The sequence below is a fragment of the Mycobacterium sp. UNC410CL29Cvi84 genome (genome assembly GCF_000686745.1).
Classification (GTDB): Bacteria; Actinomycetota; Actinomycetes; order Mycobacteriales; family Mycobacteriaceae; genus Mycobacterium; species Mycobacterium mucogenicum_B.
Genome location: NZ_JMLM01000007.1, coordinates 118,829 through 133,757, shown reverse-complemented (window position 1 = coordinate 133,757; position 14,929 = coordinate 118,829). Strand labels below are relative to the sequence as shown.

The 14,929-nt window shown below is 67.2% G+C and carries 16 protein-coding genes; 15 read left to right on the top strand and 1 reads right to left on the bottom strand.

The annotated features are described in order from the left end of the window. The first annotated feature begins 36 nt into the window (after positions 1-36). Both BR47_RS0111175 and BR47_RS0111170 read left to right on the top strand, forming a co-directional pair. Positions 37-1,443: an acyl-CoA dehydrogenase family protein gene (locus tag BR47_RS0111175; RefSeq protein WP_029119565.1), complete on the top strand. Its 1,407-nt coding sequence runs from the start codon at positions 37-39 to the stop codon at positions 1,441-1,443. A gap of 44 nt (positions 1,444-1,487) precedes the next feature. Continuing rightward, positions 1,488-2,699, top strand: coding sequence for an acyl-CoA dehydrogenase family protein (locus BR47_RS0111170; protein WP_020102696.1), 1,212 nt, complete (start codon positions 1,488-1,490; stop codon positions 2,697-2,699). A 71-nt stretch (positions 2,700-2,770) separates the two neighbouring features. Here BR47_RS0111170 and BR47_RS0111165 read toward each other — a convergent pair whose 3' ends face one another. After that, positions 2,771-3,760: an esterase family protein gene (locus tag BR47_RS0111165; RefSeq protein ID WP_029119564.1), complete on the bottom strand. Its 990-nt coding sequence runs from the start codon at positions 3,758-3,760 to the stop codon at positions 2,771-2,773. 288 nt (positions 3,761-4,048) lie between these two features. Between BR47_RS0111165 and BR47_RS0111160 the strand changes: the two genes are divergently transcribed. From BR47_RS0111160 to BR47_RS0111100, 13 genes are all read left to right on the top strand, one after another. Next, positions 4,049-4,639: a TetR/AcrR family transcriptional regulator gene (locus BR47_RS0111160; RefSeq protein ID WP_051634745.1), complete on the top strand. Its 591-nt coding sequence runs from the start codon at positions 4,049-4,051 to the stop codon at positions 4,637-4,639. Between the two features lie 34 nt (positions 4,640-4,673). Further along, positions 4,674-5,831, top strand: coding sequence for an acyl-CoA dehydrogenase family protein (locus tag BR47_RS0111155; protein WP_029119562.1), 1,158 nt, complete (start codon positions 4,674-4,676; stop codon positions 5,829-5,831). Between the two features lie 26 nt (positions 5,832-5,857). Next, positions 5,858-6,244: a nitroreductase/quinone reductase family protein gene (locus BR47_RS0111150; protein ID WP_020102700.1), complete on the top strand. Its 387-nt coding sequence runs from the start codon at positions 5,858-5,860 to the stop codon at positions 6,242-6,244. 87 nt (positions 6,245-6,331) lie between these two features. Then, positions 6,332-7,447 (top strand): homogentisate 1,2-dioxygenase, encoded by a 1,116-nt coding sequence (locus BR47_RS0111145; RefSeq protein WP_029119561.1) that lies wholly within the window; start codon positions 6,332-6,334, stop codon positions 7,445-7,447. Continuing rightward, on the top strand, positions 7,447-8,634 hold the full coding sequence (locus tag BR47_RS0111140) for an alpha/beta hydrolase (RefSeq protein ID WP_036427109.1): 1,188 nt from the start codon (positions 7,447-7,449) through the stop codon (positions 8,632-8,634). The genes BR47_RS0111145 and BR47_RS0111140 overlap by 1 nt, the downstream gene beginning before the upstream one ends. Continuing rightward, positions 8,631-9,836, top strand: a complete 1,206-nt coding sequence (locus BR47_RS0111135; protein ID WP_020102703.1) for a CaiB/BaiF CoA transferase family protein — start codon at positions 8,631-8,633, stop codon at positions 9,834-9,836. Before BR47_RS0111140 ends, BR47_RS0111135 begins: the two co-directional genes overlap by 4 nt. Then, positions 9,833-10,738 (top strand): hydroxymethylglutaryl-CoA lyase, encoded by a 906-nt coding sequence (locus BR47_RS0111130; protein WP_029119559.1) that lies wholly within the window; start codon positions 9,833-9,835, stop codon positions 10,736-10,738. The genes BR47_RS0111135 and BR47_RS0111130 overlap by 4 nt, the downstream gene beginning before the upstream one ends. A gap of 2 nt (positions 10,739-10,740) precedes the next feature. Further along, positions 10,741-11,370 (top strand): TetR/AcrR family transcriptional regulator, encoded by a 630-nt coding sequence (locus BR47_RS0111125; RefSeq protein ID WP_020102705.1) that lies wholly within the window; start codon positions 10,741-10,743, stop codon positions 11,368-11,370. An 18-nt stretch (positions 11,371-11,388) separates the two neighbouring features. Continuing rightward, positions 11,389-12,627, top strand: a complete 1,239-nt coding sequence (locus BR47_RS0111120; protein WP_029119558.1) for an acyl-CoA dehydrogenase family protein — start codon at positions 11,389-11,391, stop codon at positions 12,625-12,627. Further along, a complete protein-coding gene (locus BR47_RS0111115; protein ID WP_029119557.1) occupies positions 12,624-13,595 on the top strand; it encodes a phosphotransferase family protein in 972 nt (323 codons plus the stop codon). Before BR47_RS0111120 ends, BR47_RS0111115 begins: the two co-directional genes overlap by 4 nt. Beyond that, the gene (locus tag BR47_RS33745; protein ID WP_036427107.1) at positions 13,562-13,909 is read left to right on the top strand and encodes a DUF6285 domain-containing protein; all 348 of its coding nucleotides are present in this window, start codon (positions 13,562-13,564) and stop codon (positions 13,907-13,909) included. The genes BR47_RS0111115 and BR47_RS33745 overlap by 34 nt, the downstream gene beginning before the upstream one ends. Before the next feature lie 45 nt (positions 13,910-13,954). Continuing rightward, positions 13,955-14,347 (top strand): Rv3143 family two-component system response regulator, encoded by a 393-nt coding sequence (locus BR47_RS0111105; protein WP_029119555.1) that lies wholly within the window; start codon positions 13,955-13,957, stop codon positions 14,345-14,347. Positions 14,348-14,550: 203 nt separating this feature from the next. Further along, the gene (locus tag BR47_RS0111100; protein WP_029119554.1) at positions 14,551-14,925 is read left to right on the top strand and encodes an NADH-quinone oxidoreductase subunit A; all 375 of its coding nucleotides are present in this window, start codon (positions 14,551-14,553) and stop codon (positions 14,923-14,925) included. The last annotated feature ends 4 nt before the right edge of the window (positions 14,926-14,929 follow it).

Genomic DNA, 14,929 nt, shown 5'->3' with positions numbered 1-14,929 from the left:
CATAGCGCACTGCCCCAACGACGCGAGGCTGTCGAAATGACCAACACCCTTCCTCAGAACGGCACAAAAGCCGGCTCCGCCCAGCGCCCCGTGCGCAAGGGCCCGGAGAGCGCCATCGGACTCCAGCGACACAAGCGGACAGCGACCGACATCGGTCTGGCGCTGATCACACCTTTTGTCGGCCAGGAGTTCCTGGACAAGTACAACCTGCGGGATCCCATGAACCGCGGCCTGAAGTACGGCATCAAGACGGCGTTCTCCACCGCCGGCGCCGCGGGCCGGACGTTCAAGCGCATTCCCGGGATCAACGGCGCCCCGACCCGCCTGAAGCCGGGCGGCTCGGACTACTTCGACCTGAACCCGGACGAAGACCAGCAGATGATCGTCGAGACCGTCCGCGAATTCTCGGAGGAGATCCTGCGGCCGGCCGCGCATGACGCCGACGCCGCCGCGACCTACCCGGCCGACCTGATCGCCAAGTCCGCCGAACTCGGCATCACGGCCATCAACGTGCCCGAGGAGTTCGACGGCATCGCCGCCTCCCAGAACACCGTCACCACGGCACTGGTCGCCGAGGCCCTCGCGTACGGCGACATGGGTCTGGCCCTGCCGATCCTGGCGCCCGGCGGCGTGGCGTCGGCCCTGACCCGTTGGGGCAGCGCCGGTCAGCAGGCCACGTACCTCCCGTCGTTCGCCGGCGAGAACGTGCCGCAGGCCTGTGTCGCGATCGCCGAACCGCACGCGCTGTTCGACCCGACCGCGCTGCGGACCACCGCGGTCCGCACCCCCAGCGGTTACCGCCTCAACGGCGTCAAGTCGCTGGTCCCGGCCGCCGCCGACGCCGAGCTGTTCATCATCGGCGCGCAGCTCGACGGCAAGCCGGCGCTGTTCATCGTCGAGTCCAACTCCGAAGGCCTCTCGATCACGGCCGACCCGAGCATGGGTATCCGCGCCGCGGCCCTGGGCAAGATCGAGCTGAACAACGTCGCAGTCCCGCTGGCCAACCGCCTCGGCGAGGACGAAGCGACCGACAACGACTACTCCGAAGCCATCGCGCTGTCCCGATTGGGTTGGGCCGCACTGGCAGTCGGCACCTCGCACGCGGTGCTCGACTACGTCGTGCCCTACGTCAAGGAGCGCGAGGCGTTCGGTGAGCCGATCGCCAACCGCCAGGCGGTGGCGTTCATGTGCGCCAACATCGCCATCGAACTGGACGGCCTGCGCCTGATCGTCTGGCGCGGTGCGTCGCGCGCCGAGCAGGGCATGACCTTCCTGCGGGAAGGCGCGCTGGCCAAGCGGTTCGCCGCCGACAAGGGCATGCAGATCGGCCTCGACGGCGTGCAGCTGCTCGGTGGCCACGGCTACACCAAGGAACACCCGGTTGAGCGCTGGTACCGCGATCTGCGGGCACTCGGTGTCGCCGAGGGTGTTGTCGTCCTGTAGTCGCCCAACCGCCGAACTCTTCCCACTCACCCGAAAGACCAATCATGGCAATCAATTTGGAACTGCCTCGCAAGCTGAAGGCTGTTGCGGAAAAGGGACACCAGGGCGCCGCCGAGATGCTCCGCCCGATCTCCCGTAAGTACGACCTCGCCGAGCACGCCTACCCGTCGGAGCTCGACACCCTGGCCAGCCTGTTCGAAGGCGTTCAGGAGTCGAACACCGTCTCGGTGGCCGGTGCCGGCTTCTCGGCGAACGAGTCCAAGAGCAAGCACGCAAACGTCAACGGCGCCAACATGTCTGCGCTGCTGAACGCGCTCGAGGTCAGCTGGGGCGACGTCGCCCTGTTGCTGACCGTGCCCTACCAGGGCCTGGGCAACGCCGCCATCTCCGCGGTCGCCACCAAGGAACAGCTGTCCAAGTGGGGCAAGGTGTGGGCCGCCATGGCCATCACCGAGCCGAGCTTTGGCTCGGACTCCGCGGCGGTCACCACCACCGCCGTGCTCGACGGCGACGAGTACGTCATCAACGGCGAGAAGATCTTCGTCACCGCCGGTTCGCGCGCCACCCACATCGTGGTGTGGGCGACGGTCGACAAGTCGCTCGGCCGGGCCGCCATCAAGTCGTTCGTCGTGCCGCGCGAGCACCCCGGCGTCATCGTCGAGCGCCTGGAGCACAAGCTGGGCATCAAGGCCTCCGACACCGCGGTCATCCGCTTCGACAACTGCCGGGTCCCGAAGGATTACCTCCTCGGTGATCCGGAGGTCAAGGTGGACAAGGGCTTTGGCGGGGTCATGGAGACCTTCGACAACACCCGTCCGATGGTGGCCGCCATGGCGATCGGCGTGGGCCGTGCCGCCCTGGAGGAGCTGCGGGCGATCCTGACCGACGCGGGCATCGAGATCTCGTACGACAAGCCGGCCCACGCCCAGAGCGCACCGGCTGCCGAGTTCCTGCGCATGGAATCCGACTGGGAGGCTGCGTACCTGCTGTCGCTGCGCGCCGCCTGGCAGGCCGACAACAAGATCCCGAACTCGAAGGAAGCGTCCATGAGCAAGGCCAAGGCCGGGCGCATGGGTACCGACGTCACCCTCAAGGCCGTCGAATTGGCCGGTACCACAGGCTATTCCGAGCAGACTCTGCTGGAGAAGTGGGCCCGCGACTCGAAGATTCTCGACATCTTCGAGGGCACGCAGCAGATTCAGCAGCTCGTCGTGGCGCGACGCTTGCTGGGCCTGTCGTCGGCACAGCTCAAGTGACCGTGCTCCGGTAGCACCGTGACAGACAAAAGGCCCCGGGATTGCCTCCCGGGGCCTTTTGCTGTCGTGGTTTACGAGGACGGGTTCGCGCCCAGCACACGCTGCAGGTCAGGCTTCATGGCCTGCAGCTGCTGGCCCCAGTAGCCCCAGTCGTGGGTGCCGCTGTCGGGGAAGTTGAACACGCCGTTGTTGCCGCCCGCGGCCAGGTAGTTGTCCTGGAAGGTGCGGTTGGTGCGGATGGTCAGGCCCTCGAGGAACTTGGCCGGCACGTTGTCACCACCGAGCTCGCTGGGGTTGCCGTTACCGCAGTAGACCCACAGGCGGGTGTTGTTGGCGACGAGCCGCGGGATGTTGACCATCGGGTCGTTGCGCTGCCAGGCGTTGTTCGGGTCGCCCGTCGAGCCCCACATGTCGTCGGCCTTGTAGCCACCGGCGTCACCCATCGAGACGTTGATCAGGAACGGCCACCAGCCCTCGGACGGGTTCAAGAAGCCCGACATCGAACCGGCGTAGATGAACTGCTCGGGGTGCCAGATCGCCAGGGTCATGGACGACGAGCCGGCCATCGAGAGGCCGACGGCGGCGCTGCCGGTCGGCTTGACCTCGCGGTTGGCCTGCAGCCACTGCGGCAACTCCGAGGTCAGGAACGTCTCCCACTTGTAGGTGGAGCAGCCCGCCTTGCCACACGCCGGCTTGTACCAGTCGGTGTAGAAGCTGGACTGGCCACCGACCGGCATGACGATCGACAGACCGGAACCGAGGTACCACTCGAACGCGGCGGTGTTGATGTCCCAGCCGTTGTAGTCGTCCTGCGCGCGCAGGCCGTCGAGCAGGTACACCGCGGGTGACCCGTTACCACCGCTCTGGAACTGGACCTTGATGTCGCGTCCCATCGCAGCCGACGGGACCTGGAGGTATTCGACCGGCAGGCCGGGGCGCGAGAACGCGCCGGCGGTCGCTGTCTGGCCGGCAAGTCCGATGAGGCCGGGGAGCAGGACGGCGGCGGAAACGGCGCCGGCGATCCTGCGTGCCCAACGGCCGCGAATCTTGTCAACGAACATTCACAATCCCATTTCAGTGTCGGGTACCGGGTAAAGTGCCCACTCCACGCGATCGGATGGCGTTGGTGGCACGGCCGCGATGCCCGCAGCCGCGTGCGGTGGCTCAGCCTGGTACGGGAACTGAACACACCGAATGATTCAGTTGTCTGTGGGCAGTAAAACACGCACCTGACACGCCGAGGAACCCCCGAATCGCGCTTGAGACCAGGTTGTTGCGGACTTCGTATCGTTCAGCTACCAACCCGGTGGCGCTGCTGGGGCCGTTCATCCGGCCGTAGGCTGCCGTCTGTGGCGAGCGATCGGAACGATGTCGACGACCTGCCGGACACCCGGCCGGGCAGCCGGTTGGGTATCGACGACTGGCGCGCGGCCGGCTACGCGATCCTGGCGGAAGAAGGCCTGAAGGCGCTCAAGATCGATCGCTTGTGTGCTCGGTTGAACGTCACAAAAGGCAGCTTCTACTGGCATTTCGCCAACATCGCCGGCTACCGGACCGCCCTCATCCAGGGCTGGGGCGAGCTCCGCGACGCCGACCGCAGCCAGATCGAGGAAATCGGATCCCTGCCACCGCGGGACCGGCTGATCCAGATGATGAACTCGCTGGTCAGCCCCCGGCACTGGACGCTGGAACGGGCCATGCGGGAGTGGGCGCGGTCGGATGAGGCCGTCGCCGACAGTGTGCGCGCCGCGGACCGGCGCATTCTCGCCGCGGTCCGGCGCGCGTTCGAGGATTACGGCTTCGACGCCGACGAGGCGGAGCTGCGGGCTGACGCCACCTTCGCTGTCGGCATCGGGTTCCTGCACCTCTCCGGCGACTCCCCGCATCCGCGGCTGGCCGCCCGCAGCGAACGATTCCTCGACCTGATGCTTGCCACCTGACCTCCATACCAAAAGGTATGGTACGGTCCGGCTCATGTTGAGTACGCAGGCCGGCATCACTGATGGGTTCGTAACCGCGCTCGGCGAACGCGCCGCCGAGGCCGAAAAACTCCGACGCCTTCCCGACGACACCGTGAGCGACCTGATCGCGTCCGGATTCACCGAGCTTCTGGTCCCCGCACGTTTCGGCGGGCAGGAGGCGCCGTTCCCCGACATCCTCGATCCGGTGCGCCGCCTCGCCCACGGCTGCACCTCGAGCGCCTGGACCATCGGATTCCTGGCGCTGCACAACTGGATGCTGGCGCTGTTCGGCGAGCAGGCCCAGCAGGAGGCGTTCGACAGCCGCCCCTTCCTGGCGCCGGCACCGCTGGCCCCGACCGGCAGGGGGCTGCCGGTCGACGGCGGCGTCCGGTTGTCCGGGCGCTGGTCCTGGGCCACCGGGGTGATGCACGGCAACTGGATCATCGTCGCCGCGCTCTGCGGGCCGGATGACGGTATCTACCCCGCCCTCGCACTCCTGCCGATCGATGCCGTCACCGTCGTGGACGTCTGGCACACCGACGGGATGCGGGCCACCGGATCCAACGACGTCGTCGCCACGGACGTCTTCGTGCCCGAGCACCGACTGGTCAAGGTGACCGACATCTACGCCGGCACCGCCCCCGGCGCCGGACTGCACGACAGCGCCACCTACCGCTGGCCGATGGTGCCGGCGCTGGCGCTGCTCGCCGCCATGCCCGCCCTGGGCAGCGCCGAACGCGTCGCCGAGAACTACGCGCAACGGTTGGCCGAGCGGGTGCTGCCCTACGAGGGCGTCATGCAGAAGGACAAGCCGATTGCCCAGGCGCACTTGGCCGGAGCGCAGGTGCGGTTGCGGTCACTGCGCGCGCTGCTCGCCGACACCGTCGGCGAGATCGAGGAGATGGTCGTCGCCGGCGACGCCGTCGAGAAGCCCGTGCGGGCGCAGGCCCGGCTGGCGGCCGCCCACATCGTCGCCGAATCACGGGCGGTGATCGGCGACCTCATGGGCGCCGGCGGAGCGAGCATCCATTTCCTGTCCAGCCCGATGCAGCGCTTCAAGCGCGACGTCGACGTGTTGGCCGGACACGTCGTCTTCGATTACGACACCAGCCGGGAGCTGGCCGGCGCACTCACACTCGGGATGAAGATCCCGCGGACGTCGATGATCTGATGAACACGAGGGTGTGAAATAGCCAGATGCCAAACCCACAGCCCGCTTTCACCAACTTCTTCCAGAAGCGGATCGCCAATCCCGTCATGCGGCGGTTGCCGTTCCAGACGCTGCTCGAGACCACCGGGCGCAAGTCCGGCGAACCCCGTCGCACCCCACTGGGCGGCAAGATCGTCGACGGGCAGTTCTGGTTCGTCTCGGAATTCGGTGAGCAGTCCCAGTACATCCGCAACATCCAGGCCGATCCCCGGGTTCGGGTGCGGTTGCGTGGCAGGTGGCACAGCGGGACTGCGCACCTGGTGCCCGACGATGACGCGGCCGCGCGACTTCGCGAATTGCCGCAGTTCAACAGCTTCGGGGTACGCACATTCGGCACCAACCTGCTGACCGTGCGCGTCGACCTGGACGGTTAGGCCGCGCCAATCTCCGTCGGGTCATTGACATCCGTCCATAAGTGAAACTAACGTCACTTTTAGTTCCAGCCACATACAGGAGCAAGCATGGAATCGTTCGTCCACCTGCGCAAAGGCAAGACTCCCAAGCGAGTTCACGCCGACCTCGACGGGCTCAAGGACGACGAACTCGGGCGCGGCGGCTTCGTCGGCCGCACCGCAAACATGTACCGGCGCAACGATCCGACCGCGTACCGCACCGTCGGCCCGCTGCGCCCCACCGACGTGCTGTCCTCCGAGCTGAAGCCCTCGGATGCGACCGACGCGGCGGGCACTCCCCTGCTCCTGTTCTCCAACACCGACTGTCAGGTGCTGCTGAGCCGGCGGAACACGGAGATGCCGTTCTTCGTCCGCTACGTCGACGGCGACGTACTTCTGTTCGTGCACAAGGGTTCCGGGCTCCTGGAGACCGAATTCGGCCCGCTGCAATACCGCGAGGGCGACTGGGTCTACATCCCGAAGGCGTGCACGTTCCGGCAGGTGCCGAATGACGAGTCGACGTGGCTCATGATCCAGGCCACCGATGACTTCCGGGTGCCGCCCGCCGGGACGCTGGGACGGCACTTCCCGTTCGACCCGGCGCAGGTCACCATCCCCGAGCCCGAGCCGCTTGAAACTGGCGACGGCCCGCAAAAAGACGGAGAGTACGAGGTGCGTCTCTACCACTCCCCGATCGACGGGGTCGGGACCACCTCTCTCATCTACCAACACAATCCGCTCGATGTGGAGGGCTGGCGGGGTGACAACTTCCCGTTCACCTTCAACATCGAGGACTACACCGTCATCACGTCCGAGAGCGTGCATCTGCCACCGACGGTGCACCTGTTCATGCAGGCGACCGGCGTCTACGTGATGAACTTCCTGCCCAAGCCGGCCGAGAGCGTCCCAGGGACCGAGCGCACCCCCTGGTACCACCGCAACGTCGACTACGACGAGATCGCGTTCTTCCACTCCGGCTCGCTGTACGGCATCCCGATGCCGCCGGGCCTGATTTCCCATGCGCCCCAAGGTGTTCACCACGGCGCACCGGAAGCGGCGCGGGAGCGCGCCCGCCGCAAGTTCGACCAATACGACCGCGTCGACTGGTCGGTGATCGCCATCGACACGCGCCGACGTCTGACACCATCCGCCGAAATCCTCGCCAATGATCTGGGGCAGCACTGATGACCGTTGAAGCACCCGTCAAGCACGACTACGAGCGCATCCCGTATCTGGTTGCGTACCAGAACAACTCGGCGGTCCGTGATGTGTACGGCGGCGTGGCGGAGTTGGTGGTGCTGGAAAGCTACCTGCTGAAGCCGAAAGCCAAGCCCAGTGACACCGTGCTGGTGTTCATGCATCCCATCGGGGGCGGTGCCTACCTGCCGATGATCAACGCCCTCGCCCGCGCCGGCCACCATGTCATCTACTGCAACAGCCGCTTCCGCGGCACCGACTCGGCGTTGCTGATGGAGAAGGTGGTCGAGGATCTCGGCGAGTGCATCAAGGACGCCAAGAACCGGCTGGGCTACGCGAAGGTCGTCCTCGCCGGGTGGAGTGGCGGTGGCTCACTGTCGGTGTTCTACCAGCAGCAGGCGCAACACCCGACGGTGACGGCCAGTCCGTCCGGGGACGGGCCCGACCTGACCAAACTGGGCCTGATCCCGGCGGACGGTCTCATGCTGCTGGCCGCCCACATCAGTCGCCACGGCACCATGACCGAGTGGATGGACGCCTCGATCCTCGACGAGAACGACCCGTCGAAGCGCGATCCGGAACTTGATCTCTACAACCCGGACAACCCCAATCAACCGCCGTACTCTCCCGAGTTCCTGCGCCGGTACCACGAGGCACAGGTTGCCCGGAACCGGCGAATCACCAAGTGGGTCAAGGAAAAGCTCGCCGAGCTCAAGGCCGCGGGACGTCCTGATGACGAGTTCGCGTTCGTCGTGCACGGCACCATGGCCGACCCGCGCTGGCTCGACCCGACGGTCGATCCCAACGAACGCACCCCGGGACAGTGCTATCTGGGGGATCCTCGAGTGGTGAACATGAGCCCCGTCGGCCTGGCCCGATTCTGTACCTTGCGCAGCTGGCTGTCGCAGTGGAGTTACGACGACGCCAACGGTGACGCCGTGAAGGCGGGTCCGGACATCGCGGTGCCGACACTGGTGATCGGCAACCTCGCCGACGACGCCTGCACGCCCAGCCACACGCGGCGGCTGTTCGAGGCGATCGGGCATCCGGACAAAGAGATGCACGAGATCCCCGGCGCCAACCACTACTACTCCGGACCGGATCAGCGCGGCACCCTGGGGCAGGCCGTCGGCATCTGCACGGACTGGCTGCACCAGCGAGGCTTTTCCGCATGAGCACCACAGGGGCACTCGACGGCATCCGGGTGCTCGAACTCGGCACCCTGATCTCCGGGCCGTTCGCCGGCCGGCTGCTGGGCGACATGGGCGCCGAGGTCCTCAAGATCGAATTGCCGTCCGCCCCCGATCCGCTGCGCACCTGGGGCCAGGCCGAACTCGACGGACACCGGTTCTTCTGGACGGTCCACGCACGCAACAAGAAGGCAGTGACACTGGACCTGCGCACCGAGCAGGGCCGGGAACTTTTCCTCGACCTCGTCGAGCAGTCCGATGTGATCGTGGAGAACTTCCGGCCGGGCACCCTCGAGAAATGGAACCTGGGTTACGACGTTCTGCGCGAACATAATCGGGGCATCATCCTGGTCCGGGTGTCGGGCTACGGCCAGACGGGCCCGGACGCCGGGAAGGCCGGCTACGCATCGGTGGCCGAGGCGGCAAGCGGGCTGCGGCACATGAACGGTTTCCCCGGCGGTCCCCCGCCACGACTCGCGTTGTCGCTAGGCGACAGCCTCGCGGGCATGTTCGCCGCGCAGGGCGCGCTCGCCGCGCTGTACCGGCGCAGCGTCACGGGTGAGGGGCAGGTCGTGGATACGGCACTCACCGAAAGTTGTTTGGCCATCCAGGAATCCACCATTCCGGACTACGACGTCGGCGGCGTGGTGCGCGGACCGTCGGGTACCCGGCTCGAAGGTATCGCACCGTCGAACATCTACCAGAGCGCGAACGGCAGCTGGGTGGTGATCGCGGCCAACCAGGACACGGTGTTCCGTCGGCTCTGTCAGGCCATGGACCGGCCCGAGCTGGCGACGGACGAGCGATTCGCCGACCATCTGGCGCGGGGCCGCAACCAGGACGAACTCGACAAGATCATCGGCGACTGGGCAGCGCAGCGTGAGCCCCACGACATCATCGCCACGCTGTCGGAGGCCGGCGTGATCAGCGGGCCCATCAACACCGTCGCCGAGGTGGTGAATGACCCACAACTGCTGGCGCGCAACATGATCGCCGACCACTGGGACGAACGCGTGCAACGCAACGTGAAGGGCCCCGGCGTCGTCCCGGTGCTCTCGGACACGCCCGGCACCATCCGCAACGGTGGCTCGGCGCGGCCAGGTCAGGACAACGAGGAGGTGTTCGGCCGGCTCCTCGGTCTCGATGCCGAGCAGTTGGCGGCGCTGCGCGAGGAGGGTGTGTTGTGACCGACCTGCCGGCCCACGTCACCGTCCGCGAGGTCTGCCTGCGCGACGGCCTGCAACTCGAAGACCCGATTCCGTTGTCCGCCAAGCTGGAACTGCTCGCGGCCATCGTGGCCACCGGCGTGCGCGAGGTCGAGGCGACCGCGTTCGTCTCGCCGTCCAAGGTGCCCGCACTGGCCGATGCCGCCGAATTGGCCGCGGCGCTGGGGGCATTTCCCGATGTCGAGTTCTCCGCGCTCGTGGCGGGAGCCGGCGGCGCCGGTCGTGCGCTCGCGGCGGGCATGCGGTCGCTGGAATACGTGGTGTCCGCCGCGGACGGGCACAGCCAGGCGAACGTGGGGCGCTCGACGGCCGAGTCCACGACCCTGATCTCCGACATTGTGAAACTGGCCCACGACAGCGGCGCCAGCGCCGAGGTCATCATCGCCACCGCCTGGGACTGCCCTTTCGACGGACCGACCGACCCGGGCCGGGTGGTCGAGATCGCCGCGGCAGCACGGGAATTCGGCGCGGATCGGGTGGCCATCGCCGACACCATCGGCACCACCACCCCGCGGCGCGTCAGCGACCTGATCAGCCGCGTCCGCCCGGTCATCGGAGACCTGCCGCTCGGCGCGCATTTCCACAACACACGCGGCTCCGGCCTGGCCAGCGCCTACGCCGCCGTGCAGGCCGGTGTGACGCGGCTCGACGCATCGGTGGGTGGCCTGGGTGGCTGCCCGTTCGCACCCGGCGCGACCGGCAACATCGCGACCGAAGACCTGGTCTATCTGTTGCGGGACAGCGACATCGACACCGGCATCGACCTGGACCTGGCGATCGACGCGGCCATGGTGGCGCAGCGCGTCGTCGGCCACGAGCTGCCCAGCGCCCTGCTGCGCGCCGGCGACCGGCTGCTGGGCTGAGCATGCCGGCCGAGACGCTGACCGCCAAGGGCCGACAGACCCGCGAGGCCATCGAACTGGCGGCACGGAAGCTGTTCGCCGAGCGGGGCTTTCATGGCACCACACTGGCGGACATCACGTCGGCGGCCGGCAAGTCGTCGGCGGTGTTCTACCGCTACTTCGACGACAAGGAAGACCTCCTCGCCGGCCTGGCCGAGTCGTTCCTGCACGACATCGTCACCCCTTCGGGGATGGGCGTGCCGCTGCCCGAGTCCCCCGAGGACACCGAGTACTTCACCACCGTGGTGACGGGGTACTGGAACCTTTTCAAGCAGAACATCGGCATCATGATCGCGGTCGCCCAACTGGGCGCCACGCAGCCGCGATTCGCCAAGGTGCAGAACGAGTTCCGTCGCTTCGGGATGGACCTGGTCGCCGACTCGGTCCGCCACGCCCAGGAACAGGGGTATGCCCAGGGCATCCATCCGGGGCAACGCCTCGACCCCGAACACATCGCCGCGGCGATTTCGCTGCTGTTCGAGAACTTCACCGTCGTGGTGGTCGGCAGCCCGGGCTCCGGGCTGCAGATCAGCGACGAGGACGCCATCACGACCCTGTCGACCATCTGGAAGAAAACCCTGTACGGCTTCTGACCGAAGAAAGAGATCAACGTGGATTTCGCTCTACCGGAACACCTTCCGGGCCTGCTGGCCGACATGGACGCCTTCATCGAGGCGGAGATCAAACCGCTGGAACAGGAGAACCTGCAGTACTTCGACCGCCGCCGGGAGTTCGCCCGTACGGACCTCGAGAACGGCGGGGTGCCCACGAGGGAATGGGAGGATCTGCTCGACGAGATGCGCCGCCGCGCCGACGCGGCCGGCTGGCTGCGGTACGGCCTGCCGAGCGCGTTCGGTGGCCGTGACGGCACCAATCTGGACATGGCCGTCATCCGGGAACACCTGGCGCACAAGGGCCTCGGCCTGCACAACGACCTGCAGGACGAGTCGTCGATCGTCGGCAACTTCCCCCAGGTCATCATGATGAGCCGGTTCGGCACCCCCGCGCAGCAAGCCGAATGGGTCGAGGCCATGATCACCGGTGAGCGGTCAATGGCGTTCGGGCTCACCGAACCCGACCACGGCAGCGACGCCACCTGGCTGGAGACCACCGCGGTCCGGGACGGTGACGGGTGGATCATCAACGGCCGCAAGCGCTGGAACACCGGCGTGCACCGCGCCACCCACGACCTGATCTTCGCCCGCACGTCGGGGGAACCCGGGCAAGCGGTCGGCATCACCGCGTTCCTGGTCCCCACCGACACCCCGGGATTCACCGTGCCGTACTACTGGTGGACGTTCAACATGCCGAGCGATCACGGCGAGGTGGAACTGAAAGATGTTCGGGTGCCGGACGATGCGGTGCTCGGCGAGGTGGACCATGGCTTGGAGGTCGGCCAGACGTTCCTGCACGAGAACCGCATCCGTCAGGCCGCCAGCAGTCTGGGCGCCGCGCAGTACTGCATCGACCGGGCCGCGCAGTACGCCGGCGAGCGCGTGGTGTTCGGTAAACCCCTGGCGGTGAACCAGGCCGTGCAGTGGCCGCTGGCCGAGCTGCAGACCGAGGCGCAGATGGTCCGGCTGCTGGTGTATTACGCCGCGTGGCACCTCGATCGCGATCACCACATGGAGGTCTCCGACAAGGTCTCGATGGCCAACTACCGCGCCAACAGACTGGTGTGTGAGGCTGCCGACCGCGCCATGCAGATTCACGGCGGCATCGGCTACAGCCGGCACGAGCCGTTCGAGCACATCTACCGGCACCATCGCCGCTACCGGATCACCGAAGGGGCGGAAGAGATTCAGATTCGCCGGGTGGCGCAGCGGATGCTGAAGTTCGGGCGCAAGTGATCGACGCTCCGGAATTGGCCCGAGCCCTCGCCGCGACGCTCGAACCCGGGCTCGGCGATGTCAGCGTCGAGAACCTGCGGGAGCTGACCGGCGGCGCCAGCCGTGCGACGTGGGCTTTCGACGCGCGCACCGCCACCGGGGCCCGCGCGTTGATCCTGCGGGTCGGACCGCCCGACGAAATCCACGCCGGCATGGAACTCGAGGCCGCCGCACTGTCCCGGGCGGCGGCCGCGGGCGCGCCGGTTCCCCGCGTGCTGGCAGCGAGCAACTCGCCTGAGGCCCTGGGCAATCCGTTCCTGGTGTGCGACTTCGTGCCCGGCGAGACCATCGTCCGCAAGATCCAGCGAACACTCGATGACGACGGCCGCGCCACCCTTCTCGGGCAATGCGCCGAAGCACTGGCGGCCATCCATCGCGCCGACCCCACCGGTATCGGGCTGTCGCGCGAGGACCAACTGAGTTCATGGCGACGCGAACTCGATGAGATCGGCGACACCACAGCCATTTTCGAGTGGGCCTTCCGCTGGTTGGCGCGCAACCAGCCGTCGGACGCCGGCGATGCGGTGCTGGTTCACGGCGACTTCCGGATGGGCAACCTCATCGTCGACGGCAACCGGCTGGCGGCGGTGCTGGATTGGGAGCTCACCCACCTGGGCTCGCGCGCTGAAGACCTGGCCTGGTTCTGCATTCGGGCCTGGCGCTTCGGAGCGCCGCGAGCGCTCGACGCCGGCGGCCTGGGCAGTATCGAGAACTTCCTGACTGCCTACCAGCGCACCAGCGGAATCACCCTGGACCGCAGAACCTTTCACTGGTGGCTGGTATCCGCCACCTTGCGCTGGGGCATCATCTGCCGGTATCAGGCGCAGCGCCACCTGTCCGGGCAGACCCGGTCGGTCGAGTTGGCCACCATCGGCCGGCGGGTGTGCGAAACCGAATGGGACCTTCTCGAACTCTTGGAGGACCGGTGAGCCACTACCGTCCGACCGCCACCGAACTGGTCGCCGCGGTGGCCGAGTTCCTGGAGACCGAGGTCCGCGCGGCGACCGATGGCGCGGTGAACTTCCACGCCCGCGTCGCCGCGAACGCGCTGCGGATCGTCGAACGCGAGCTGTCGCAGCACGGCGCGGAGCCCGGCCTGCTGGGATTCGACGACGAGCAGGCCCTGGCGCGCGCGATACGCGACGGGGATTTCGACGACCGCGGTCCGGAACTCGAGCCCGTGCTGCGGGCACTCGTGCGGCATCGGCTGGACGTTGCCCACCCCGGTTATGCGGACGAGTAACCGAACCCGACCTACCTGATCACCGGACTGTCGTAGCCTGAGCACGTGGCCGACTCCGCGCTCAAGATCCTGGTGTACAGCGACAACCCGAACACCCGTGACCAGGTGCGCACGGCGCTGGGACGGCGCATCCACCCGGACCTGCCCGACCTGACGTATCTCGACGTGGCGACAGCGCCCGTCGTGGTGAGTTCCGTCGACGCCGGCGGGATCGACTTGGCGATCCTCGACGGCGAGGCCACGCCCGCCGGTGGGATGGGGCTCGCCAAGCAGCTCAAGGACGAGGTCGCGAACTGCCCGCCGATCGTGGTGCTCACGGGCCGTGCGGATGACGCCTGGCTGGCGTCCTGGTCACGCGCGGAGGCCGCGGTGCCCCACCCGATCGACCCGATCCGGCTCGGTGAGGCCGTGGTGGCGGTGCTGTCTCCCCAGCGGTGAAACCGTGCGTTAACCAGCACGAAATGGCCTGTGGCCGTTCACTCTTCGCGCCGGCGGCGGTGTGTCGTTAATAGCGTAGGCAACGTCAGAAACTGATCATGATCCTAGCCAAAATGCGGCGGCCGTTCCGTTAACCGAGCTAAGCTGTGGGCCAGCTCACATCGACAGCTCGACGAGGGAGCCTCACAGGGCATGACGAACGCATGAACGTCTACATCCCCATCCTGGTACTGGGCGCGATCGCCGCGGCGTTCGCGGTGGGTTCGGTCGGAATTGCGCTGGTCATCGGGCCGCGCCGGTACAACCGGGCCAAGCTCGAGGCCTACGAGTGCGGCATCGAACCGATGGCGCCCGGCTCCGCGGGCCATGAGACCACCGGGCAGCGGTTCCCGGTGAAGTACTACCTGACCGCGATGCTGTTCATCGTCTTCGACATCGAGATCGTCTTCCTGTATCCGTGGGCCGTTTCCTTCGAAGCACTCGGGGTATTCGCGGTGGTGGAGATGTTGCTGTTCATGCTGACGGTGTTCGTCGCCTACGCATACATCTGGCGCCGCGGCGGACTGAGCTGGGACTGAGGAC

Bases quoted from the DNA above. Each gene is read 5' to 3' on its own strand.
- BR47_RS0111135 (WP_020102703.1), top strand. From the start codon at position 8,631: ATGAGCACCACAGGGGCACTCGACGGCATCCGGGTGCTCGAACTCGGC.
- BR47_RS0111140 (WP_036427109.1), top strand. From the start codon at position 7,447: ATGACCGTTGAAGCACCCGTCAAGCACGACTACGAGCGCATCCCGTAT.
- BR47_RS0111125 (WP_020102705.1), top strand. From the start codon at position 10,741: ATGCCGGCCGAGACGCTGACCGCCAAGGGCCGACAGACCCGCGAGGCC.
- BR47_RS0111100 (WP_029119554.1), top strand. From the start codon at position 14,551: ATGAACGTCTACATCCCCATCCTGGTACTGGGCGCGATCGCCGCGGCG.
- BR47_RS0111175 (WP_029119565.1), top strand. From the start codon at position 37: ATGACCAACACCCTTCCTCAGAACGGCACAAAAGCCGGCTCCGCCCAG.
- BR47_RS33745 (WP_036427107.1), top strand. From the start codon at position 13,562: ATGGGACCTTCTCGAACTCTTGGAGGACCGGTGAGCCACTACCGTCCG.
- BR47_RS0111155 (WP_029119562.1), top strand. From the start codon at position 4,674: ATGTTGAGTACGCAGGCCGGCATCACTGATGGGTTCGTAACCGCGCTC.
- BR47_RS0111145 (WP_029119561.1), top strand. From the start codon at position 6,332: ATGGAATCGTTCGTCCACCTGCGCAAAGGCAAGACTCCCAAGCGAGTT.
- BR47_RS0111150 (WP_020102700.1), top strand. From the start codon at position 5,858: ATGCCAAACCCACAGCCCGCTTTCACCAACTTCTTCCAGAAGCGGATC.
- BR47_RS0111170 (WP_020102696.1), top strand. From the start codon at position 1,488: ATGGCAATCAATTTGGAACTGCCTCGCAAGCTGAAGGCTGTTGCGGAA.
- BR47_RS0111165 (WP_029119564.1), bottom strand. From the start codon at position 3,760: ATGTTCGTTGACAAGATTCGCGGCCGTTGGGCACGCAGGATCGCCGGC.